Source organism: Tardiphaga sp. P4_G1, from assembly GCF_056401215.1.
Genome location: NZ_JBFUJU010000002.1, coordinates 303,613 through 326,082 on the forward strand (window position 1 = coordinate 303,613; position 22,470 = coordinate 326,082).

Annotated in this window: 18 protein-coding genes and 1 tRNA gene; 8 read left to right on the top strand and 11 right to left on the bottom strand. The window is 62.9% G+C overall.

Annotation, left to right across the window (positions count from 1 at the left end):
• The first annotated feature begins 52 nt into the window (after positions 1-52).
• The 8 genes from AC1DUY_RS05550 (at position 53) to AC1DUY_RS05585 (ending at position 7,670) form a co-directional block, all read left to right on the top strand.
• The gene (locus AC1DUY_RS05550) at positions 53-886 is read left to right on the top strand and encodes a transporter substrate-binding domain-containing protein (RefSeq protein ID WP_478112862.1); all 834 of its coding nucleotides are present in this window, start codon (positions 53-55) and stop codon (positions 884-886) included.
• Positions 883-1,644 (top strand): amino acid ABC transporter ATP-binding protein, encoded by a 762-nt coding sequence (locus AC1DUY_RS05555; RefSeq protein WP_478112863.1) that lies wholly within the window; start codon positions 883-885, stop codon positions 1,642-1,644. Before AC1DUY_RS05550 ends, AC1DUY_RS05555 begins: the two co-directional genes overlap by 4 nt.
• Before the next feature lie 3 nt (positions 1,645-1,647).
• Complete coding sequence (locus AC1DUY_RS05560; RefSeq protein ID WP_478112865.1) at positions 1,648-2,349, top strand: amino acid ABC transporter permease; 702 nt, start codon at positions 1,648-1,650, stop codon at positions 2,347-2,349.
• The gene (locus AC1DUY_RS05565; RefSeq protein WP_478112867.1) at positions 2,349-3,008 is read left to right on the top strand and encodes an amino acid ABC transporter permease; all 660 of its coding nucleotides are present in this window, start codon (positions 2,349-2,351) and stop codon (positions 3,006-3,008) included. The genes AC1DUY_RS05560 and AC1DUY_RS05565 overlap by 1 nt, the downstream gene beginning before the upstream one ends.
• 64 nt (positions 3,009-3,072) lie before the next feature.
• On the top strand, positions 3,073-4,452 hold the full coding sequence (locus AC1DUY_RS05570) for a dihydroorotase (protein ID WP_478112869.1): 1,380 nt from the start codon (positions 3,073-3,075) through the stop codon (positions 4,450-4,452).
• A 64-nt stretch (positions 4,453-4,516) separates the two neighbouring features.
• Complete coding sequence (locus tag AC1DUY_RS05575) at positions 4,517-5,605, top strand: DUF917 domain-containing protein (protein WP_478112871.1); 1,089 nt, start codon at positions 4,517-4,519, stop codon at positions 5,603-5,605.
• Between the two features lie 19 nt (positions 5,606-5,624).
• Positions 5,625-7,283 carry a urocanate hydratase gene (locus tag AC1DUY_RS05580; RefSeq protein WP_478112873.1) on the top strand — a complete coding sequence of 553 codons (1,659 nt, stop codon included), beginning with the start codon at positions 5,625-5,627 and terminating at the stop codon, positions 7,281-7,283.
• A gap of 312 nt (positions 7,284-7,595) precedes the next feature.
• Positions 7,596-7,670, top strand: a tRNA-Gln gene (locus AC1DUY_RS05585).
• A 464-nt stretch (positions 7,671-8,134) separates the two neighbouring features.
• Here AC1DUY_RS05585 and AC1DUY_RS05590 read toward each other — a convergent pair.
• The 11 genes from AC1DUY_RS05590 to AC1DUY_RS05640 form a co-directional block, all read right to left on the bottom strand.
• A complete protein-coding gene (locus AC1DUY_RS05590; protein WP_478112875.1) occupies positions 8,135-9,283 on the bottom strand; it encodes an acetyl-CoA acetyltransferase in 1,149 nt (382 codons plus the stop codon).
• A complete protein-coding gene (locus AC1DUY_RS05595; protein WP_478112877.1) occupies positions 9,280-9,702 on the bottom strand; it encodes a Zn-ribbon domain-containing OB-fold protein in 423 nt (140 codons plus the stop codon). Before AC1DUY_RS05595 ends, AC1DUY_RS05590 begins: the two co-directional genes overlap by 4 nt.
• Complete coding sequence (locus tag AC1DUY_RS05600) at positions 9,699-11,351, bottom strand: long-chain-fatty-acid--CoA ligase (RefSeq protein ID WP_478112881.1); 1,653 nt, start codon at positions 11,349-11,351, stop codon at positions 9,699-9,701. Before AC1DUY_RS05600 ends, AC1DUY_RS05595 begins: the two co-directional genes overlap by 4 nt.
• Positions 11,352-11,386: 35 nt before the next feature.
• The gene (locus tag AC1DUY_RS05605) at positions 11,387-11,752 is read right to left on the bottom strand and encodes a nuclear transport factor 2 family protein (protein WP_231079413.1); all 366 of its coding nucleotides are present in this window, start codon (positions 11,750-11,752) and stop codon (positions 11,387-11,389) included.
• Between the two features lie 23 nt (positions 11,753-11,775).
• Positions 11,776-13,089: an aminotransferase class III-fold pyridoxal phosphate-dependent enzyme gene (locus AC1DUY_RS05610; RefSeq protein ID WP_478112884.1), complete on the bottom strand. Its 1,314-nt coding sequence runs from the start codon at positions 13,087-13,089 to the stop codon at positions 11,776-11,778.
• Between the two features lie 31 nt (positions 13,090-13,120).
• On the bottom strand, positions 13,121-14,692 hold the full coding sequence (locus AC1DUY_RS05615; protein ID WP_478112886.1) for a hydantoinase B/oxoprolinase family protein: 1,572 nt from the start codon (positions 14,690-14,692) through the stop codon (positions 13,121-13,123).
• On the bottom strand, positions 14,689-16,689 hold the full coding sequence (locus tag AC1DUY_RS05620) for a hydantoinase/oxoprolinase family protein (RefSeq protein ID WP_478112888.1): 2,001 nt from the start codon (positions 16,687-16,689) through the stop codon (positions 14,689-14,691). Before AC1DUY_RS05620 ends, AC1DUY_RS05615 begins: the two co-directional genes overlap by 4 nt.
• A 74-nt stretch (positions 16,690-16,763) precedes the next feature.
• On the bottom strand, positions 16,764-18,371 hold the full coding sequence (locus AC1DUY_RS05625; RefSeq protein WP_478113373.1) for an ABC transporter substrate-binding protein: 1,608 nt from the start codon (positions 18,369-18,371) through the stop codon (positions 16,764-16,766).
• 346 nt (positions 18,372-18,717) lie between these two features.
• The gene (gene pdxR / locus AC1DUY_RS05630) at positions 18,718-20,223 is read right to left on the bottom strand and encodes a MocR-like pyridoxine biosynthesis transcription factor PdxR (protein ID WP_478112890.1); all 1,506 of its coding nucleotides are present in this window, start codon (positions 20,221-20,223) and stop codon (positions 18,718-18,720) included.
• Between the two features lie 443 nt (positions 20,224-20,666).
• Positions 20,667-21,533: an MBL fold metallo-hydrolase gene (locus AC1DUY_RS05635; RefSeq protein ID WP_478112892.1), complete on the bottom strand. Its 867-nt coding sequence runs from the start codon at positions 21,531-21,533 to the stop codon at positions 20,667-20,669.
• A 30-nt stretch (positions 21,534-21,563) separates the two neighbouring features.
• Positions 21,564-22,451, bottom strand: a complete 888-nt coding sequence (locus AC1DUY_RS05640; RefSeq protein WP_478112894.1) for an alpha/beta hydrolase — start codon at positions 22,449-22,451, stop codon at positions 21,564-21,566.
• Between the last annotated feature and the right edge of the window lie 19 nt (positions 22,452-22,470).

A 22,470-nucleotide genomic window follows, 5' to 3' on the forward strand; every position in this document is an offset into this window, starting at 1 on the left:
GACCGCGGAGCCAGCTGCCGGCTTGGCCTGGCCGCACCAATGGAGGTGTTCGATGAAAGCAATGATCCTTGCCGCCGGGCTTCTGGCCCTTGCCAGTCCCGCACTCGCTCAGACTCAGGAACCGCTGAAGTCCGCGATCGACTCGACCTTCGCGCCGCATGCCATGCCCAAACTGTCGGGCGGCCTCGAAGGCTTCAATATCGACGTCGTTGATGAAATGTCGAAGCGCATCAAGCGCCCGATCACGATGGAAGGCGCGCAATTCGCCGGTCTCCTTCCGGCGCTTCAGGCCGGCACCTACGACTTCCTCGCTGCTGTGGTCACTGTCACGCCCGAGCGCGCGCAGCAGTTGCTGTTCATGGAAGGCTTCGTCGACGCCGACTATCGCTTCATGACGCTGGCTTCGGCACCTCCCATCACCAAGCTCGAAGATCTCTCCGGCAAGACCATCGCCGTGCAGAAAGGCGCGATCTACGAGAAATGGGTCAACGACAACGCCGCCAAATATGGCTGGAAGTCGGAATCCTTCGCCACCAGCACCGACGCGGCGCAAGCCGTGCTCGCCGGCCGTGCCGACGCCAACATCTCGGCCGCCACCGTCGTCGCCTGGATCGTGAAGAACAATCCGCGGCTGAAGAATGCCTTTCTCTACAAGACGGGCCTCGTCTGGAGCATGCCGCTGCGCAACGGCAATACTGAATTGCGCAACAAGCTCGAAGACGCACTCGTCTGCATGAAGCAGGACGGCACGCTGAAGAAGCTTTACGTGAAGTGGTTCGGTGTCGAGCCCGAGGCCGGATCGGCGACCACCACCATCTATCCCGGCTATGGCGCACCGGGTGTCGCCGGCTATGATGCGACCGAGCAGAAGCCGACCTGCTCATGAGCTCGACGGCAGCAACGTCTGCGTCCCGTTATCTGCTGGAAGCGCGCGGCGTCCGGAAGAGCTTCGGCCCAACCGAAGTTCTGAAGGGCGTCGACCTTCTGGTGGAGCCGGGCAAACTGGTGTTCCTCATCGGCCCATCCGGCTCGGGCAAGAGTACCTTGCTGCGCTGCTGCAATCGCCTTGAGGAGCCGGACGGCGGCTCCATCATCATGGACAATGTCGACCTTTTGTCGCCGCGCACCGATATCAATGCCGCACGGCGACAGATCGGCATGGTGTTCCAGAGCTTCAACCTCTATCCGCACCTCACTGTGCAGAAGAACATCACGCTGGCCCTGCGCAAGATCGCCGGCATGAGCACCGCCGACGCCAATGCCCGTGCCGCGGAGATGCTGGCGCTGGTGGGTCTGCCCGACAAGGCCGCGTCCTATCCCGCGCAACTCTCCGGCGGCCAGCAGCAACGTATCGGCATCGCGCGTTCGCTCGCGCTCAATCCCAAGATCATCCTGATGGACGAGCCGACTTCGGCGCTGGATCCGGAACTGGTCGGCAGCGTGCTCGCCGTCGTGAAGGACCTGCGCGACCGCGGCATCACCATGGTGATCGCCAGCCATGAGATGAATTTCGCCCGCGAAGCCGCCGACAAGGTCGTGTTCCTCGATGGCGGCTTGGTCATCGAACAAGGCAGCGCCGAAGACATTTTCCTGCGGCCGAAGGAAGATCGCACCAAACGTTTCCTCGCGCAGATCAGGCATTAGGTCATGACCGCCGCCGACGCGATGAGCAACTGGGACCGCTTCGTCTTCACCTTCTTCAATGCGGATATCGCGATGAAGTACGGCTGGGAGATTTTGCAGGGCGCCGGCGTTACCATTCTTGCCGGTCTCGCAGTGGTCATCACCGGTATCGGCGCCGGCTTCGGCCTCGCGGCGCTCCGGGCGATCGGCTGGAAGCCGGTCAATTTCCTCATCATGGTGTTCGTCGACATTTTCCGTTCCCTGCCGCCGCTCGCAATCATCCTGGTATTATTCTTCGGCTTCCCAAATATCGGCATCGTCCTGCCCAGCCTCATCGTGCTGTGGATGTCCCTCGGCGCGGTGCTTGCGGCCTTTGCCGAAGAGATCTTCTGGGCCGGCATTACCTCGGTGCCGAAGGGCCAGTGGCTGGCCGCGCGCTCAACAGGGCTCACCTTCGCTCAGACGCTGCGCTATGTGATCCTGCCGCAAGCGGTCCGCCTCGGCATTCCGCCGCTCACAAACCGCGCGATCTCCATCACCAAGAACCTCGCGCTTGGCAGCGCCATCGGTGTCAACGAGATTCTTGGCCGCGCCAATTCCGCGCTGTCGATGTCCGCCAATGCGACGCCGCTGACCATGGGCGCGCTACTTTACGTGCTGGTCTTCATTCCACTGGTGATCGCCTCCCGTACGCTCGAACGCAACTATCGGTGGGGTGAGCATTGATGGAGCAGTTCACGCAGGAATTCTTCAATCTCGACGTCATGGCGAAGGTCGCACCGTTCCTGCTGCAGGGCTTGCTGCAGACGCTTCTGCTATGCTCGTTCCTGATCCCGATCGGCCTCGTCAGCGGTATCCTCGTGATGTTGCTGACCACCAGCCCCTATCGCCTGCTGCGCTGGCCGGCGATCGCCGCCGTCGATTTCTTCCGCGCCTTTCCGCCGCTCGTGCTCCTGGTCTTCGTCTATGCGGGCCTGCCCTTTATCGGGCTGCGCGTGCCCGCGCTGGTGGCTGTGGCCGTCGCCTTCCTGATCAATTCGGCAAGTTACTACGGCGAGATCTATCGCGCCGGCATGGTTAGCGTGCCGAAGGGCCAGCGCGAGGCCGCGCGGTCGACCGGACTCTCCGCCACACAGACATTGCTTTACGTGACGCTGCCGCAGGCGATCCGCAACGTGCTGCCCGATCTGCTCTCGAACACGGTCGAGCTGGTGAAGCTCACGACGCTGGCCAGCGTCATCTCGGTGCCGGAGCTGCTGCATTCCGCCAATCTGGCGCGCTCGCTCACCTACAACTCATCGCCGCTGATCCTCGCGGCCATCATCTATCTGCTCCTGCTGTTGCCGATCGTGCGGCTGATCGCGCGGCTGGAGCACAGGCTCTAGGACACACGGTCCCGCGGGATCATCACGACAAGCCGGCTCGCCGGCGGCGAATGTGGAGTTGCACATGGATTTCGATCTGGTTCTCACCGGCAAGGTGATCGGTCACGACAGCATCATCGAGAACGGCTGGGTCGCGGTCCGCGACGGGCGCGTGGGTGCCGTCGGCGAAGGCACGCCGCCTGCCGCGCGCGAGCGGCAGGACTTCAAGTCAGGCATGATCCTGCCGGGCGCCATCGACGCGCAGGTGCACTCGCTGTCGCAGCGCAATCAGGAAGATTTCATCTGGTCGACGCGCTCCGCCGCAGCCGGCGGTGTGACCACCATCGTCGACATGCCCTATGATGAAGGCGATCTGGTCTGTTCAGCTGCTGCGGTCGAGCGCAAGATCGCCCATGCGAGCAAGCAAGCGCGCGTGGATTTCGCGCTCTATGGCACCATCGACCCCGAAGAAGGTCCGGCACGTATCGCCGAACAGGCTAAGGCCGGCGTCGCCGCCTTCAAGTTCTCCACCTTCGGCACTGACCCCAAGCGCTTTCCGCGCATCCCCGCGCCGCTGCTCGCCGACTGCTTCGCCGCCATTGCGCCGACCGGCCTCGCAGCCGGTGTCCACAACGAGGACGACGAATTCATCCGCGATGCCGTCGCCAAGGTGAAGGCCAAGGGCGTCACCGACTGGCGCGCCCATGCCATGTCGCGCCCGCCGCTCGCCGAAATCCTGGCGATGCTGCAGATCTATGAGACCGGCGCCGAGACCGGTTGTCCCGCCCATGTGGTGCATTGTTCTGTCGCACGCGGTTATGATATTGCGGCGTGGTATCGCTCCGAGGGCTATCACGCCACAGTGGAATGCTGCATCCACTATCTCGTGCTCGACGAGGAGAACGACGTCTCCCGCCTCGGCGGCAAGGCCAAGATCAATCCGCCGGTGCGCCCCCGCGCCGATGTCGAAGCGCTGTGGGCAGAGCTTGCAGCCGGACGCGTCTCGCTGGTCTCGACCGATCACGTCAGTTGGTCGGAAGATCGCAAGATCAATCCGGACATGCTTGCCAATGCGTCCGGCGTCCCCGGCTTAGAGGCCATGGTGCCGCTACTGGTAAAGGGCCTCGTCGAACGCAAATTGCCGCTGACCCATGCCGCGAAGCTGATGTCGTTCAATCCGGCGCGGCACTTCCGCATCGACGATCGCAAGGGCGCGCTGGCGCGTGGCCTCGACGCCGACATCACCGTGCTGGTGGACAAGCCCATCATCTATGACGGTGCCGCAAGCGGCAACAACGTGGTCGGCTGGTCCCCCTATAACGGCATCACGCTGCCGTGGACCGTGGCTGCGACCTATGTGCGCGGCCAGCTTGCTTTCGATGGCAGCAAGGTTCTCGCCGAACCTGGCAGCGGACAATTCGTGCGGCCACCGCTGCTTCTCTCAGAGCGACTGCCGGTGGCGTGACGCCCGCCGTTCCGATCACCGACCACGTATCGAACACAAGAACATCTGCCGAGGAGACATTCCGATGGGACGTATTCTGACCGAACGCGATATTGAAGCCGCCGTGCGCGGCGGCGGTGTCTATGCTGCCGGTGGCGGCGGCTGGGCGGATCACGGGCGCATGCTCGGCCGCGCCGCGATTCTCGTCGGCAAGCCCGAACTCGTGTCGATCGACGAACTCGACGATGACGACTGGGTCGCCACAGCCGCTGCGATCGGCGCGCCGGCATCGACCACCGCCTGGGAGATGCAGGGCAAGGATTACGTCCGCGCGGTGCAACTGCTGCAGGACGCGCTGGGTGAACCGCTGAAAGGCCTCATCATCGGCCAGAATGGCAAGTCGTCCACCATGAATGCGTGGCTACCATCGGCCCTGCTCGGCACCAAGGTGGTCGATGCCGTCGGCGACATGCGCGCGCATCCGACCGGCGACATGGGATCGATCGGCCTTGCCGGCTCGCCCGAGCCGATGATCCAGACAGCCGCCGGCGGCAACCGCGCCGAGAACCGCTATATCGAACTCACAGTGCGCGGCGCCACCGCCAAGGTGTCGCCGATCCTGCGTACGGCTGGCGACATGTCTGGCGGCTTCATTGCCTCCTGCCGCAATCCGGTGCGCGCGTCCTATGTGCGCGACAACGCTGCTCTCGGCGGCATCTCGCTAGCGCTGCGCCTCGGTGAAGCCATCCTCGCCGCCGAGCCGAAAGGAGCGACTGCCGTGATCGACGCGATCTGCAAAGACACCGGCGGCTCCATCCTTGGCAGCGGGAAGATTACTGCGAAGAATGTGGTCTATACACCGGAAGCCTTCGACATCGGCACCCTGACCATCGGCGAAGGCGACCGTGCCATCACGCTGCATGTGATGAACGAATACATGGCCATCGTCGACGCAAATGGTAAGCGTCTCGCGACCTTCCCGGACATCATCGCCACACTGTCCGACGAGGCTGAGCCGATGAGCGTAGGCCATCTCGAAGTCGGCATGAACGTGCATCTGTTCCATGTGTCGAAGACGATCATTCCGCTTGCCTCCAGCGTTAAGGATCCGGCGGTCTATCCCTCCGTCGAGCGCGCCATGGGCATCGAGATCGCGCGCTACGCACTGGCCTGAGACACGACAGGAGTCCGTCATGACATCAGCGAATCCACGGCACCCCGATTTTCCGATTCCTGGCGGCCCAAAGCTGCGCGCCAAGGGCTGGCGGCAGGAAGGTCTGTTGCGCCTTCTGGAAAACGTGCTCGCGGTCGGTGAGGATCCGTCGAACCTCGTCGTCTATGCGGCGCTGGGGCGCGCGGCCCGTAACTGGCCCGCACACAAGGCCATCGTGCAGGCGCTGATGACCATGGAGGAGGACCAGACTCTCGTCATCCAGTCCGGCAAGCCCGTGGGCCTGCTGCGCACCCACGCCAAGGCGCCGCTAGTGATCATGGCGAATTGCAACATTGTCGGTCAATGGGCCAAGGCCGAGATCTTCTACGAACTCGAGCGCAAGGGTCTGATCTGCTGGGGCGGACTCACGGCCGGCGCCTGGCAGTATATCGGCTCGCAGGGCGTCATTCAGGGCACCTACGAGATTTTCATGCGCATCGCCGAGCGCCGTTTTGGCGGCACGCTCGCCGGGCGCTTCGTCCTCACCGCCGGGCTCGGCGGCATGGGCGGCTCGCAGCCGCTGGCAGGCCGCATGGCCGGCGCCGCGATCCTCACCGTCGACATCGATCCGGAACGGGCGCGCAAGCGCAAGGAGATCGGTTATCTCGAAGTGATCGCGCCGGATCTCGATTCAGCGCTGGAGATGATCGGCGCTGCAAAGGCCGAGCGTCGCGCGTTGTCGGTCGGCCTCGTCGGCAATGCCGCCGATATCTATCCGGAAATCGCCCAGCGCGGCATCATCCCCGATGTGGTGACCGACCAGACCGCAGCCCACGATCTCGTCTACGGTTATGTGCCGCGCACGCGCTCACTCGAGGAAGCGCGCGCCATGCGCAAGTCAGCGCCGGAACAATTGATGGAGGAGAGCCGGGCGTCGATTGTCGATCATGTGCGCGCCATGCTGACCTTCCAGGCGCGCGGCGCGGAAGTGTTCGACAACGGCAATCTCATTCGCACCCACGCCAAGGAAGGCGGCGTCGCAAATGCCTTCGATATCCCCATTTTCACGGAAGCCTATCTGCGCCCGCTCTTTGCGCGCGCCATCGGTCCGTTCCGCTGGATGGCGCTGTCGGGCGATCCCGACGACATCCGTGCCATCGACGATCTCGTGCTGCGCCTATTCGGCGATAACCAGATCGTCTCGAACTGGATCAAGCTCGCTTGCCAGTACGTACCTTTCGAAGGCTTGCCGGCCCGCATCGCCTGGCTCGGTCATGGCGAGCGCAGCGAATTGGCGCTGGGCGTGAATGAACTCGTCGCCAATGGCACGCTCAAGGGACCGGTCGCCTTCTCGCGCGATCATCTCGATGCCGCCGGCATGGCGCATCCAAACATCATGACCGAGAACATGCGCGACGGTTCAGATGCCATCGCTGACTGGCCACTCCTCGACGCCATGGCATTGTGTTCGTCCCAGGCCGATCTCGTCGCCGTTCATTCCGGCGGCGGCGGCTATGCCGGCTACATGACCAGCGCCGGGGTCACCCTGATCGCCGACGGCACGGCCGCCGCGGCAGAACGACTCGCCATGAGCCTCGACAACGACACGGGCCTCGGCGTCATCCGCTACGCGGATGCGGGGTATGGCGAGGCCATCGACGAGGTCTCGCTCAAGCACATCCCGCATATACAACTCTAGAACGGTCGTTCCGAACACATTCTATGGCGTGTTGGGCGAGTGCCCGCGCCCGCGGACAGGCTTCGGGAACGTCGCCGAGCGCCAGCTCCCAGTCCGTATCGCGCATTATGCAACCGTGAAAATCGGAAAATTCAGGGCGTCAGGGGCTCACGCGCGCCGGCAGACGCCGACACCCCCAATTGCACAAAAGTCAGTCGCATCCGGAAGCGGGGAACACCGCTGGCAGGTGGTTGAAATTGCGGAGCTCTCTCTATAGACCGACGGAGCCAAAGCGATCCGCGGGCCCAGCCCGCCCTTTATCGCCTTGGCCTTTGGGGCGTCGCCAAGTGGTAAGGCAGGGGATTTTGATTCCCCCATGCGGAGGTTCGAATCCTCCCGCCCCAGCCAATATTTAACAATATTATCAGATGGTTAGGAATTATCGTCAGAAGCCGTTCTGACAACTCATCCCCCGCCCATTCTGACAACTCGTTTCCGGTGCGTTCTGCGGAGTGGTCAAAAAAGAGCGCCCGCAAAGGGGCGCTTTTCACTCGCATTCGGTTCGTATGCGCCTTCCGTTCAAAGGCTGGCGGCAACGATCACCGATGAAGGTTTGCGTCGGCGCGCGCAAGCGACTTCTGCCGGCAAAAGCTAGGAACATTTCACCGTATTGGCACGATACATACATGACCCATTCATCGCCGGGCTTCGGCAACGTGTACCTGTTTCAACAGACAGCGACGCAAGCCGATGAAGGCCATAATTTCGGTTTCACGATGGATAGGAAGAACTAGGGCAGCATCAGCGACACCACGTGTGGTTACACATGATCGTCTATTATCCACAAGGTGTGAACATCAACAGATCTGTCATTACAGCGTGTTGGCGCCGCCAAGCACGGCCGTAAATTCATGCGAGAAGGTGCAACCATTGCCATGAGCGATCGCGATCTCGGCATCCGCGATCTGCCGTGCGCCGGCATTGCCGCGCAATTGCTCCGTCGCTTCGATCAGCGTGAACAGCCCATACATGCCCGGATGTGCAAACGACAATCCACCGCCATTGGTATTGACGGGCAGAGCACCACCCGGCGCGATCCGACCACCGGCGACAAATGCACCGCCCTCGCCTTTCTTGCAGAATCTCATGTCTTCCAGGAACATGATGACGTTGATGGTAAAGGCGTCGTAGAGCTGTAACACATCGACATCAGTCGTGGTGATGCCCGCCATCTCGAACGCGCGCGGCGCGCATTCGGCAGTCGGCGTCGTACAGAAATCCGGGATCTGCGAGACCTCGCGGCTCCAGCTCGCCCCGGCGCCGCCGAGGAAATAGACCGGCTTGTGCTTCAGCGCTTTCGCACGATCGGGACTGGTGACGATGACCGCCGCACCACCATCGCTCATCAGACAGCAATCCAGCCGCGAGAGCGGATCGGCCACCAGTGGCGATGCCAGCACGTCGTCGATGGTCAGCGGTGCCTTCATCGTTGCGTCTGGATGCAGTTGCGCCCATTGCCGCGCGGCCACGGCAACTTCCGCCATCTGCGCGCGCGTGGTGCCGTATTCATACATGTGCCGCGCGGCGCACATCGCGTAACCGGGCAGCGGCGACATCAGGCCGTAGACTTTCTCGAAGGTCGGCAGTTCGTGGATGCCGAAGGTACCGGCCCCTTTGAGATTGGATCCATAAGCGATCAGCACCGTGGTGCAGAGCCCTGCCTCGATGGCCATGGTGGCCTGCAGAAGATGCGACAGGAAGGACGAGCCGCCGGTCATGTCCGAACACGCCCATTTCGGACGGATGCCGAGATACTCACCCATCGAGAGCGTCGGGAACATGTGATACAGCGTGCCACCGCAGATGCCGTCGATGTCCTTCAACTGCAGGCCCGCGTCCGCAACGGCGCGTGCAGTGGCGCCCGCCATCAGATCCATCGAGGACAGACCGGGCGCACGGCCGAGGCCGTAGGTGCCGATACCGACGACGGCGCTCTTGCCACGCAACGAGGATGCGGTCATGGCGCGGCTCCCACGGGACGAAACAGCACGATGGGCTGCTCGCCATTGGCATAGGTGCCGAAATCCACCGGCGCGATCACCGCCTGCACGCGCATGCCGATATGAACCTCATCCGGCGCGCACGCGATGACGCGGCTAAGCATGCGGACGCCCTCATCGAGCTCGACGACGCAGGCATTGTGGTCGCCGCCATGCTTCGCGGGCCGCCGCATGATGGTGGTCGAATAGACCGTGCCGAAGCCGCTGACTTCGACGAATTCGAGATCGTCTGCGCCGCTGCGGGGCGCGATCAGGCGCGGATAGAACACATATTCGCCGGTCGAGCGCGAACGCTGGATCATCAGTCTGCCCGCGCGCAGATGGGCCCAGAACTGTCCTTCGGGACCAAGCTCGGCCGCTGGCGAGGTTGCTGTCGTCATGTCCACTCCGCTTCCTGCAGCGACCGCCAGCTGATCTTGTTGCTTTCCGAGCGCGGCAGGCTATCGACCAGCACCACCAAGCGTGGCGTCTTGTAATTGGCCATGGCGCCACGCGCCCAGCCGATGATGTCGTCTGCCGTTGTCGACGCCTTGGCCGCATCATGCAGGACCACCAGAGCCTTCACCGACTCGCCGCGATAGCTGTCCGGCGTCGAGATGATGCAGCACTCCTTGATGGCGGGATGGCCATACATGATGGACTCGACTTCCGCCGGCCACACCTTGAAGCCACTGACATTGATCATCCGCTTCAGCCGGTCGACCGCGAAGAAATAGCCGTCACGATCGCGATAGCCGAGATCGCCGGTGCGCAGGAAGCGCTTGCCGCCCAGCGTGACGAATGTGGTCTCGTTCGCTTCAGGCTTGTTCCAGTAGTTTTGCAGCACCTGCGGGCCGTTGACCACGATCTCACCGATTGCGTCACTGCCGAGCTCGGTCAGCGTGTCTGGATCGATGATCCGCGCGTCGGTCTGGTGCACGGCGATGCCGAGGCACTGGCGCCTTGGTGCTTCCATCGGATTGATGTGGGTCGGCGACATGGTCTCGGTCATGCCGTAGCCTTCGACGAATTCGAGGCTAAAGCGGGTCTTCAGCCGCTCGGCCACCGCCACCGGCATCGTCGCGCCACCTCCGGTGATGACCTTGAGCGTTGCAAAACATTCTTCGCGGAATGTCGGGCTGGACAGCACGTCGACGATCATAGTCGGCGCCGCGTTCCAGAAGGTCACGCCATGGGCCTCGAACAGATCAGGGATCAGGTCTTTATCCCAGCGCGCCATCAGCATCAGCGTCGCGCCGACCGAGATCGCTGCATTCATCGAGCCCTGCATGCCCGCCACATGAAAGAACGGCTGCACGCCAGTCAGCACGTCGGCGCCACCGAGCCGGTACCAGCGCGCTTGCAACACCGCTGTGAACAGCACGCTCAAGTGCAGATGCATGCAGGCCTTCGGCTTGCCCGTGGTGCCGGATGTGTAAGGGAACAGGCAGAGATCGGCTGGCGTCACGGTCATCGGCGACGGCGTCTCGTTGCGCGCGATGACATAGTCCCAGGCGCGCCAACCCGGCGCCGTGGGGCACGATCCGTTTTGCGTCACACAGGCTGGCAGCGTGTAAGGCGATGTCTCGGGTACATAGTCGTGATAGTGCGCGACGATGATGCTGTTGATGGCGTTGCCAAGAAGCGGTGCAAAAACATCGACGAGATCGCTGCCGACGATCGCCACCGTGGCGCCGCTGTCGGACGCGATATAGTCGAGTTCGGCGGTCTTGTTCATCGGGTTGATCGGCACAACCACGGCGTCGGCCCGCATGACGGCGTAATACGCGATCACATATTGCGGCGAATTCTGCAGCGCGACCATCACGCGATCACCGCGCTTCACGCCGCAGATGTTCTGCAGATAGCCGGCGAGCGCATCGACCTGCCGTAACAATTCCGCGTAGGTGAGCACTCCGCCGTAGAACAGCGTGGCCGGATGATCCGGCCGCGCCGTCGCCGCCCGCACCAGCGCATCGTAGAGGACGCCCTCGGGCAAAGGCAGCGTGTGCGGCTCGCCGGGTGGCCAGAACGGAGAGACGTCACTCACGGCAAGCCTCCTGACAGGTACATTTCAGCAATTAATCAGGCGAAGAAGTGCCAGACCTTGGCGATGATCTGCCAGCGGCCATCGATCTTGATGAAGGAGAGTTCGTTGACGAAGCGCTTCGGCAGATACATGTCCTTGACGCGGGCATGGGCCGTAGTCGGCGATGCCACGGACACGCTCACGATCTCGTCCTCGCGCGGGTCGCCCCGCGACGCCGACGACGGTCGCGACGCGACCATGCCCATATAGGTTTCGAGATCGAGATTGACGAGCGTGCCATCGGTTGCCGAGGATAGCCGCACCTGCGGGTGCAACACCCGACGGAAGCCGGCGACATCGCCGTGATACAGCGCTTCGAAATAGCCGGCGATGACGGCGCGGATGTCCTGTTCGTCTTGCATCTTCACGTCTCTGTTGTCGTGTGTCAGTTGAGGCCGCCGGAACGCTCGTGTTCCTCATCGGCAAGTTTGAGTCCATGGTCGAGCGCTGCGAGCAGCCGCTCGGCATCCTGCTCGCTGATGATCAGCGGCGGCGCCAGGAACAGCGAGGTCTGCTCGCCGCTGGTGCCGATCACGGCGCCGGCTTCCATCGCCCGCGCAGCGACACGCGAGGCGATCGGATTCTCCATGGTGTCGGCAGCCCATGAGCGCCAGTCGGGCCCGTGCAGTTCGACGGTCCAGTGCAGGCCCTGCCCTGCAACGCGGCTGACGCTCGGATGGTTACGCGCAATTTCGAGCAGGCGCTTGGTGAAGAACACTTCCATGGCGCGCACGCGTGCCAGAATGTCCTCTTCCGTCACCACATTGAGATAGGCACTGATGGCGGCCATGCTGATCGGATGGCCACGCAGCGTGCCGTAGTTCTGCCAGCTCGATCCTTTGAGCTGCTCAACGATCTTCTTGGACACGATCACGGCCGCGACCGCCGCAGCGCCGCCGCCGAGCGACTTGCCCATGGTCACGATATCCGGACGGCTCTTGGCGCCCTGGAAAGCGAACCAGCGGCCGGAGCGTCCGGCGCCGGTGACGACTTCGTCGGCAATCCAGATCGAATTCGCCTTGGCGGCGTGACCAGCGACTTCGTCCTGATAGTCGCCGTCGTAGTAATTTCCACCCTGCGTATAGTCGATGATGGTCGCCGCCGTATCCGCCAGAACAGCGCCGGCATCGGCGAGAACGTCCTTGACCGGCTGATTGCTCAGCGGCGCGCCATAGATCGCGCCATCGGGCGCGGGCAGGATCTTCACCGGCGCCATCGGGGCCGGCAGACGCGAACCGCCGGCCTGCACGGCGAGCCCACCATGCCAGTGCGGTTGCACAGTCATGCTGCGCGAGAGACCGACGAGGCCGTGATAGGCGCGCTCGCGCGTCGCCAATGCCGTCTTCTGCGACAGGGCCTGGCACAACGATAGCGCCATGTCGTTGGCCTCGCTGCCGCTGATGCAGAAGCGCACGCCGCCGACCCAATCCTCTTCGCCCGCAAAGGCCGTGCCGATCAGATCATCGGCAGCTTTCTCGCGACCGATCCAGGTCCAGCCTTCGTTGACGACCGGCGTATCCGCGGCTGCACGAATGGCTTCCACCATTTTCGGGTGGCGATGGCCGAGACCGCCACCGGTATTGCTGCCGTCGATCAGGCGACGCCCATCCTGCAGATGGAAATAGACGCCCTCGCCGCCGACCACGGTCAGGGGGGCGCTGTCGCCGGCATTGAGGCCCGTCCGCAAAAGTCTGCTCATCGATTATCCTTTTTGTCCTTGCGGAGGCGCATCACGCGCGGCCATAGCCGCCGCCGCCGCACATCTCGATGGTGATGACATCGTCCCGTTGCAGCACGAGGTTCGACTTGCCCTCGACGTCGATCACCTCACCGCCGCGCGTGAGCGTAAGGCGTGCGGTCTTGCCGGGTGCGCCGCCCTTCAGGCCGAACGGGGGAATAAGCTTGCGCTCGACACAACTGGTCAGATGCATGCTCGGGGCAAGGATGCGGTAGCTGCGCACGACACCATCACCGCCCGGATATGCGCCTGCTCCGCCGGAGCCCCAGCGGATCGCCTGCTGCTCGACGCGAATATTGTAGTTGGCCTCGATGGCCTCGGCCGGCGTGTTGGAGGTGTTCGTCAGGTGCACGCGGGTCGCAGCGCAGCCGGCGCGGTTATGCCGCGCGCCCTCGCCGCCGGCATGGACCTCGTACAGCATCTTCCAGGAGCCATCCTGCCGCGGCTCGGCGAAAGAGAGCATACCGGACGTGGTGGCGCCGCCCGACGACAGCCGCTCCGGAATCACGTCCTGCATAGCCAGGAAGATCGCATCGACGATACGCAGCGAAGTCTCGTGATTGCCTGCCGCCACCGGTGCGGTGAGACCGGGTTCGAAGATCGAGCCCGGTCGGGTGATGATGGTGAGCGGACGCAACGCGCCGCCATTCTGCTGCATATCGCGCCCGCTCATGATGCGCGCGCTATAGGCCACCGCGGATTTCGCAATGAAGGACGTCGTATTGCAGAAATTCGAGACCCGGTCGCAACTGCCGGACAGATCGAACGTCGCTTCGTCGCCCTTGATGGTGATCTTGACATGGATACGCGCCGGCTCGTCGCCGGGGCCGCCGTCGTCGAGGAAATCCTCCCCTTCATAGACGCCGTCAGGTAGCCCGAGAATGGCTTCGCGCATCTCGGCTTCGGAGAGATCGTGCAGCCGCGACAGCGCCGCCACGAACATTGCCTTACCGTGCTGCTTGCACAATTCGACGATGCGCTTTTCGCCGGCCAGTGTGCAGGCGATCTGGCCGAGCAAATCGCCCTCGCAGGATTCGGGATCGCGGACATTGACCTTGAGGAACTGGACGATGGCATCGCTGACGCCTGCTGCCGTGGCGACCTTGATCGGCGGAATCCGCAGTGCTTCCTGAAAGGTGTCGATGGCCTTGGCGAGATAGCTGCCCGGCCACGTGCCGCCGATATCGGGCCAATGCGCCAGGCTGACAGCGAAAGCGACGATGTCGCCCTCGAAGAACACCGGACGGACGACCTTGACGTCGTTGAGATGATTGCCGCCGAGCGCGCCGAGATTGTAGATCAGCACGTCGCCTTCGCTCAGCGTCGCAGCCGGCACGACTTTCAGCAATTCGCGGATCGTGTAGGCCATGGCGCCAAGATGGACCGGGATGTCGCGGCCCTGCCCGATCAGCTCGCCCTGCGCATCGGTGATCGCCGAGGACAGATCGCCGGCCTCACGCAATAGCGGTGAGCGCGCCGAGCGCGTCATCACCAGGCTCATCTCTTCCGCTGCGGCCGACAGGCCATGGCGGATCACTTCGACGGCAAACGGGTCGAGCTTCATGATGCCACCTTCGCGAGATAAAGATTGCCGTTGCTGTCCGGCGTCGCCTGCCATTGCGGCGGCAGCACCACGGTGGACCAGGCATCTTCGATGATCGCAGGGCCAATAATGGTGTCGGTCATCGCGCTTCGATCGATCACATCGGTCATCACATCCGGTGCGCCATCGAACGAACAGCGGCGCCTGGGAGTCGCCATGGTGCGCAGCGCCGTCTTTGGACGGCTGACTTCGGTGGTCGAGGGCTGGCGGGCCTGCGCACGCACGGATTCAATCACGCAGCTCTCGCTGGTCGCATAGCCGAACAATTCGCGATGCTTGACGAGAAAGTCCTGCCGCAATTTTTCAGCATCGAGCGGCATCGTGAACGGCACCGGGATCGCATCGGCCTGCGCGGCATAGCGCATCAGCGCGACCAGTTCGATCTGGATCGACGCGCGCGGGATCGCATTGGCGAGCAGAGGCACGAGGGTCTGCTCGACCAGCGCTTCGATACGCTGCGTGACCTTGGCCGGATCGATGCTATCCAGCGCAACGCGCAGAGTCTGCTGCTGCAAGAAGCTGAAATCCGCAGTCAGACATCCCAGCGCGGAGAAGGCGCTGGACGCAGCGGGCACCACGATCTCGGTGATCCCGTAGAGTTCGGCGAGACCCGCCGCATGCATCGGGCCGCCACCGCCAAACGCCAGCAGCGTGCAGTCGCGACCATCGATGCCGCGCTCCACCGTCACGCGGCGCAGCGCGCGAGCCATGGTGGCATTCGCGACGCGAATGATACCGAGCGCAGTCTCGGTAAGGCTGAGCCCGAGACCCTGCGCGATCGGCTCGATGACGCGGGCTGCAGCATCGACGTCGATACCGATGCGGTCGCCGAGCTTGGTTTCAGGGTTGAGATAGCCGAGCAGCGCATTGGCATCCGTGATGGTCGGCTTGGTGCCGCCACGGCCATAGCAGGCTGGGCCCGGCTCGGAGCCGGCACTTTCCGGCCCGACAGTGAGGCCGCCCGCGCCGGCACGTACGATGGAGCCGCCACCGGCGCCGATGGAATGCACTGCCAGCATCGGCTGCCGCAGCGGGCGATCGCCAAGCATCTTGCCGTCGGCCATCTCCGCCTGGCCATCGACGATCAGACAGACGTCGGTGGTCGTGCCGCCCATATCGAAAGTGAGCACGCGGGATTTCTTGAGCTGGCGCGCGATGCTGACCGAGGCCGCAACGCCGGCGGCCGGGCCGGACATCGCCATCACCAGTGGACGGCGCTTGACGGCCGAGATCGGGATCATCGCACCGGCGGAGTGAAACACCTGCAGGCCCGGACCGATGGGCAGGCGCTCTTCAAGCTCGCTCAGATATTCCACCGCAATCGGCATCGCCGCTGCATTGAACGTCGTCGACGACGTGCGCTCATACTCGCGCGCCTCGGGATTGATCTCATGCGATAGCGAGACATGTGGCACGATGTCCTTCAACCGTTCGGCCAGCATCTGTTCATGGACGGGATTGGCATAGGCATGCAGCAGCGAGACAGCGACGCTTTCCACGCCAGTCTCCTTCAGCCAGGCGATCAGGCGCTCGATTTCGGCTTCGGCCAGTGGCTTCAACACCTGACCCTCGTGATCGAGGCGCTCGTCGAGCGCGAAGCACAGCTCACGCGGCACCAGCGCCTTGGCCTTTGGCGCGATATCCAGGCGATAGAGATCGCGGCGGCGATATCGTGCGATCTCAAGAACGTCCTCGAACCCCTTCGTCGCGATCAACGCAATCCTGGGCAGGCGTTCCTCGACAATTGCATTGGTGATCCGGGTGGTGCCGTGAATGAAGCGCTTCACGTCGCTCTTGCGCAGACCAACAGCCTCGATGGCTTCGAGCATCGCCTGCACCGGCGCGTGGGGGCGCGACGGCACTTTGGCGATCCGCGTCTCTGACGTGTCGCGCCGGATGGCGATGATATCGGTGAAGGTGCCACCGATGTCGGTTCCGATTTCCCAGATATTCGTCACGCGCGTTGGTCCCGCTTTCATTCAGGGCCGGCGATGCAGCACAAGGGCTACATCGCCGGGTCGTTCGTCTTCGCTTACTTGCGGGCGAGATCGCGGAAGTCGACCTGGCGGTGAAACCAGTAGGTGTAGCCATCGAGTTGCGGGATCATCACGGCGTCCTGATTGGCCTGCCACAGCAGAACCAGCGGCACTTCCTTGACGTATTCCGCGATCATCTGCTTGCCCATCTCGTCATACTTGGCCTGATCCTGCTCGAACCGAGCCTGATTGGCCAGTTTCACCACCAGCTCGTCATTCCAGGAGCTGTAATTCCAGCGCTGGTTACCGGTGAAGAAATTGCGGAAGAAGTAATCGGTGGTCGGCAGCCAGGCGGTGGAGCCTTCGGTGAAGAACGGCAACTTCTTCTCGGTGATCTGCGTCGACATCTGCGAGTCCGGAAGCTTCTGCACGTCGACCTCAATGTTGAGCTTCGCCAGCGCCTCCTTCAGCAGCGCCGCCATCGGCTCGGTGACCGCGGCGGAGCCGACATTGATGCTGAAAGTGGTCTTGAAGCCCTTCTCGAAACCGGCTTCAGCCAGAAGCTGCTTGGCCTTGGCCATATCGGTCTTCGCCGGCATCGGCTGCGGGAAGTCGGCAGTCGGCGGCGACATCCACGATGCACCGAACAGCGGAGAGCCACGCTTGAAGATTGCTGCGCTAAACATGTCGTTATAGGGCAGCGCCATGGCGATGGCCTGACGGACCTTGAGATTGTCGAACGGCGCCATTTGCGTGTTGAAGGCAATCATGGTGAAGCCGTTGGTCTGCGGTGACGACTCCACCTTGACCTTGCCGCGCTGCTGCAGCGACGGTACGTCGCTGGCCTGCAGATCGATGGCGATGTCGGCATCGCCCTTCTCGATCAGATTGGCTCGCGTGGCGGGATCGCCGATGGTCTGTTCGATGACGCGCTTGAAGTAAGGCAGCTTGCCGTCACGGCCGCTCTTCCAGTTCTCATTGCGCTTCAGGATCAACTGTTCGCCCGGCTTGAACATCTCGACCGTGTAGGCGCCGGAACCAGCGGTATTGGTCTTCAGCCATTCCTGAGCCCAGGGATCCTCGGCTGTCGCATGCTGCTTCGCGAGCTTGCTGTTGAAGATCGGCGCCAGCGGCGTGGCGAGATTGGCCAGCGCCAGACGATCCGCTTTGGGTAGTGTTACAGTGATCGTGCGCTCATCGACGATGGCGAACTGTTCCGCCTTCGTCAGGGAGCCAGTGCCCATCTGTCCCGCGGCAATTGATTTCGCGGTGACGGCGCGGTCGAGCGACCATTTCACGTCTTCTGCGGTGACGGGCGTGCCATCGTGCCACTTGGTATCGCGCAGCTTGAAGGTGATTTTCAGCCCATCCGGGCTGACCTCATAACTTTCCGCCAATTCGCCGCGGATCTTGCTGCGGTCGAATACCCAGACGCCGTTCTCGTCGCGCTTGCGGTCGAAGGCCACAAGGCGGTCATAGATGCTGGTCGAGACGCCAAAGGCCTCACGTGTCGCACCCGGGGTGGTCGGGTCCAGCGTCGGGATATTGTTGCCAGTCACCTGACGCAGCGTCTCGGCCCGCGTCTGCGCCTGTGCCGCCGCTGGCGTGAGCGCCATCAGCAGCACGGTGCCCGTCAATCTCAACAAACGCCCGCGATCAGCCATCATCTGCCACCGTCCCCTGTCGAACCTCGTTCTGCAAATCTTGGCGCGTCGCGCGCATCCGGATAGAGCCAGACTCACTGGAAACGACTAGGCCAGATTGCCGGACGCAGCGTAACGCGCGAGCGATGGGCCAAGGTGCTTGGTTACAGTGCAAATGCTGCACGCGAATGCAGCAACGATCTCATCGGCGCGCCGATCCATTCAGACGCAGGATGTGCGGCAGTTATCGCGCTATCGATGGTTCGACGAGATCGCGCCTGTGCGGCGGCAAGGGAGCTACCCGCCGAAGATTGCGCAATTCGCAGGCGCGCCCGCCATTGCTGGGAACCGCATATGGCGGATCGGATTATTTTTTCGCTGCAGATGGCTCCACACCGAGAATCTGCGCCATTTTCGCGATCAGACGCGTCGCATCGGTGGGCTTGAGGCGACCATAACCCAATACGAGGCCGGCATAGATCGGCGTCTCTAGATGATTCTGCGATAGCGGCTGCACGTGGAGACCCCCTTGCTTCAACAGCCGTGCCGCCTCCACATCGCTCATCCGCGCCTTCAGGCGCTCGGTGAACAGAGCGACGAGATGAAGACCGGTTGCACAGGGAGCGAGGGTGAGATCATCAGGCAAATACTGACGGATCGCATCCATCAGGGCTTGCTGCCGCTCCGCATAGACTTTTCGCATGCGGCGGAGATGGCGTAGCAGATGGCCCTCGCGCATGAATTCGGCGAGGGCGCGCTGGCCGATGCCGGAACTGTGCACGTCGATGCGCGCGCGGCCCCTGGTGAAGATCTCGACGAAGCGCTCCGGCGCGACGATATAGCCCAGGCGCAAGCTCGGCATCATGATCTTGGAGAAAGTGCCGAGATAGATCACGCGCTGCTCCCGGTCGAGCGACTTCAGCGAGGCGATCATGCTGTCCTGATGCCGGAACTCGGAATTGTAGTCGTCCTCGACAATCCAGACGTCGTTGCGATTGGCCCAGTCGAGCAATTCCAGCCTCCGCTCCAGCCCCATGCTGACGCCGAGCGGATATTGATGCGACGGCGTCACCACGATCAGCTTCGCATTCGGCGCGCGGCGAATGCCCTCGGTGACGCATAGCCCCTTGTCGTCCACCGGTATCGGCACCAATTTACCGCCCGCCGCCGTCAGCGACCACTGCGCCTCGACGAAGCCCGGTTCCTCCACCCAAACTTCGTCCCCATGATCGAGGATCATGCGGCTGCACAGGTCGAGCGCGCTGGAAGTGCCCGAGGTCACGACGATCTGCTCGGGCGTGCAGACGAGACCACGTACCGCGCCGAGGAAATCCGCGATCTCGCGCCGAAGCTCGGGAAGCCCGGCGGGGGACAAATCGAGGCATTCCTCCTTGTCGGGTTGCAGCGACGTCTGGCGCAGCAACCGAGCCCAGTCGCCGAACGGAAAGGTCGAGATATCGGGCGCACCGGGGCTGAAATCGGACGCCCAATTGGTCTCATAGGTGAAACCAATCAGCGACTGCCAGCGCTGAGAGATGGGACCGGCGATACGAGACGTATCCGCAGACGCGCCCGCCGGTGATGCCGCGTTGCGGCTGACAGCAGCGACCGAGACACCGCCGCGCGGCATCGATTCCAGATAACCTTCGGCGTAGAGGATGTCCCAGGCACTCAGCACCACCATGCGCGAGCACCCGAGTTCGCGCGCAATCTCCCGCGAACCGAGAAACTGGGTGCCCGCCGGCAGCGTCCCGTGCAGAATCCCGTCGCGCATCTGCGCTGCGATCTGATGGGGCAATGCCACTGAAGAGGCCCGGTCAAGACGGATGCCCGCCAGCGACATCCGTCTCCTCTGGCCAGTGGAATTCTGCATGCGAAACGGGGCCCGGACAAACGATCGAGATGAATGCGACCGAACACGTAGCAGCACGGAAGGCTGGACGTCCACATCGCACCGTACAGCCGAAATGGCCGAGCTTGCCAGGCGCCCTGCACACGGTTGAGATCGGAGCTAAAACGCTTCCAGCGCGCTAAAATCTCGATCGCAGTATCGGTCCTCGCAATACGCGAAATCCGGACCTCTACCTCAAGTCCTTCGAAGAGATCCGGAGCCTGGAGGCATCGGGCGTATCAACGATCTGCAATCACGGCCTGCACCAACGCCCCCCTCCACAAGGGCTCGGATTTACGAATGAAGGTCCGCTTTGCGCCAGGAGCGGTCATCCTTGACTTTGTTTTTCGTCAACGGCCACCATCGCTACATGAGAGGTGTTCCTTCAGGTCACGCGACGCGCCTTACTGTCCTCGTCATCTACCTCATCCATTCCTCCTTGCTGCATGAGCACTGCCCCAAAGCGAGCCAGGATTGATCCGATCGGGATATAGGGCGAGCATCCTATCATAAAGCTGCCGGGCAGTTTCGCTCTCGCGGCTGATTTCATCAAACTCGCGGATGTACTGGCACGTCGCTTCGATGTGGCTCGGGCTGTTATCGGGATCGAGCGGACCGTGGCCGACGACAACCGCCGCCGGATTGACCGCAGCGATCTTGTCGATGGCCGCGAGCCATGCCTGCCGACCGGTTTGGCCAGACTCCGCGAGAAACGGATGTGTCTCGTTGTAGATCGCGTCCCCCGCAATGACGAGGTCCAGCGACGGTACGTAGAGCGCCGTGGTATCGTCGGTGTCCGTGTGGCCGGTATCGATCACACGGAGTTCGTGCCCCTCCAATTCGAAGCTGTCGGCGTCGAGTACATCCGCGACTGTCAGGCGATCCGGGATCTGTCCGGGAAAGCGCCGGGACCAATTATTAGCGACGATTTCGGGGGAGGAAGCTACGTGCATCGCCGCAACAACGCGGGGACGCGCGATAGCACGCGCCTCCGGGAAGCGTTTCAACAGCAGAGTCAGGCCGAAGAAATGATCGGGATGCGCGTGCGTCAGGTAGATGGTGCGAAGCGTACTTCCCTTCGCCTCAATCCAGTCGGCGAGCTCTGCGTTGTGGGCATCGCTGAGTAACGTGTCGACCAAGACCGCGTTGTGTTTGCCCCATAATAGCGTCACCGTGTTCGCCACCCAATTCAGGCTTTCCTTTCCAGGTGGGAAACCCTGCGTCGCGCTGGGGCGTTTCTTGATAAACAGATCCCATTGAAGCTGCGTCCATTGCTTGCTGGTCTTAGTCATGAACTGTCCTCGTTTGAGAAGGGGTAAGTGTCAGAGATGCGCGCAAAACCAATCGACGGCGGCAGCAATCGCGGCGTCACGTTGGGCTACGTAAATGTCGTAGTGGCCACCTGGCAGCAGAGCGAGTTTCTTCGGCTTGAGCGCACGCTCATAGGTGGCAAGAGCAAGGTCCGTCGGCGTCGTCTTGTCGTCGCGGGCGACCACGAACAGGAGTGGCGTCGGCGAGACGCGAGGGGCAAACGCACCGGGTTCATACATCCGCGCCAGGCGGGACGAGCGCAGCGTCACCCTGTTCTCCCACGCGCCCTCTGGGACCGGCTGAAGCGTGAAGTCGATCGCATCCTTTGAACGGTACGCCGCGGGCACGTTCGGATCGGCACTGACAAGGGCCTGATAGCGGGGCTCGCCGTAGAGCTGCCCGCGCTCATCGTCCGACAGAGCTTCCTCTACGGCGGGAAGAAGTTCCGCCGGGATGCGGCGAAGGCCCTGCTCATAACCGCTGGTGGTCGGCACCTGCGCCACGACCGCACGGAGGCGCCGATCGGTCGCGCCGAGCATCTGGGCATGGCCGCCGGCATAGCTCGTCCCCCACAGCCCGATGCGCCTGGCGTCAACTTCCGGCCGCGTTTCCAGAAACGAAATGGCCCGCCGCCAATCGGCGATCTGCCGCCAGGGGTCAACGTCCTGACGTGGTTCTCCGCCGCTGCGCCCGAAGCCACGGTGGTCATGCAGCAGGACGACGAAGCCTGCCTCCGCGAATGAGACGGCGAACGGCTCAAGCCCGTGGTGGATCGAGTCGCCGAAACCATGCGCCATTGTCACAGCCGGGAAGAGCCCCTTCCCATCGGGCACGAACAGCCAACCATGCAGAAAAATGCCGCCTTCGGCCGGGATCGAAACATCGAGCTTGCTGGTCATAAGACAGCACTCATCCATG

What these genes read in the sequence shown, in the direction of transcription:
- AC1DUY_RS05595 (WP_478112877.1), bottom strand. Translation starts at nt 9,702, where the DNA reads ATGACGACAGCAACCTCGCCAGCGGCCGAGCTTGGTCCCGAAGGACAG.
- AC1DUY_RS05615 (WP_478112886.1), bottom strand. Translation starts at nt 14,692, where the DNA reads ATGAAGCTCGACCCGTTTGCCGTCGAAGTGATCCGCCATGGCCTGTCG.
- AC1DUY_RS05580 (WP_478112873.1), top strand. Translation starts at nt 5,625, where the DNA reads ATGACATCAGCGAATCCACGGCACCCCGATTTTCCGATTCCTGGCGGC.
- AC1DUY_RS05640 (WP_478112894.1), bottom strand. Translation starts at nt 22,451, where the DNA reads ATGACCAGCAAGCTCGATGTTTCGATCCCGGCCGAAGGCGGCATTTTT.
- AC1DUY_RS05625 (WP_478113373.1), bottom strand. Translation starts at nt 18,371, where the DNA reads ATGGCTGATCGCGGGCGTTTGTTGAGATTGACGGGCACCGTGCTGCTG.
- AC1DUY_RS05610 (WP_478112884.1), bottom strand. Translation starts at nt 13,089, where the DNA reads ATGAGCAGACTTTTGCGGACGGGCCTCAATGCCGGCGACAGCGCCCCC.
- AC1DUY_RS05560 (WP_478112865.1), top strand. Translation starts at nt 1,648, where the DNA reads ATGACCGCCGCCGACGCGATGAGCAACTGGGACCGCTTCGTCTTCACC.
- AC1DUY_RS05605 (WP_231079413.1), bottom strand. Translation starts at nt 11,752, where the DNA reads ATGCAAGACGAACAGGACATCCGCGCCGTCATCGCCGGCTATTTCGAA.
- AC1DUY_RS05550 (WP_478112862.1), top strand. Translation starts at nt 53, where the DNA reads ATGAAAGCAATGATCCTTGCCGCCGGGCTTCTGGCCCTTGCCAGTCCC.
- AC1DUY_RS05575 (WP_478112871.1), top strand. Translation starts at nt 4,517, where the DNA reads ATGGGACGTATTCTGACCGAACGCGATATTGAAGCCGCCGTGCGCGGC.
- AC1DUY_RS05635 (WP_478112892.1), bottom strand. Translation starts at nt 21,533, where the DNA reads ATGACTAAGACCAGCAAGCAATGGACGCAGCTTCAATGGGATCTGTTT.
- AC1DUY_RS05590 (WP_478112875.1), bottom strand. Translation starts at nt 9,283, where the DNA reads ATGACCGCATCCTCGTTGCGTGGCAAGAGCGCCGTCGTCGGTATCGGC.
- AC1DUY_RS05565 (WP_478112867.1), top strand. Translation starts at nt 2,349, where the DNA reads ATGGAGCAGTTCACGCAGGAATTCTTCAATCTCGACGTCATGGCGAAG.
- AC1DUY_RS05555 (WP_478112863.1), top strand. Translation starts at nt 883, where the DNA reads ATGAGCTCGACGGCAGCAACGTCTGCGTCCCGTTATCTGCTGGAAGCG.
- pdxR (WP_478112890.1), bottom strand. Translation starts at nt 20,223, where the DNA reads ATGCAGAATTCCACTGGCCAGAGGAGACGGATGTCGCTGGCGGGCATC.
- AC1DUY_RS05570 (WP_478112869.1), top strand. Translation starts at nt 3,073, where the DNA reads ATGGATTTCGATCTGGTTCTCACCGGCAAGGTGATCGGTCACGACAGC.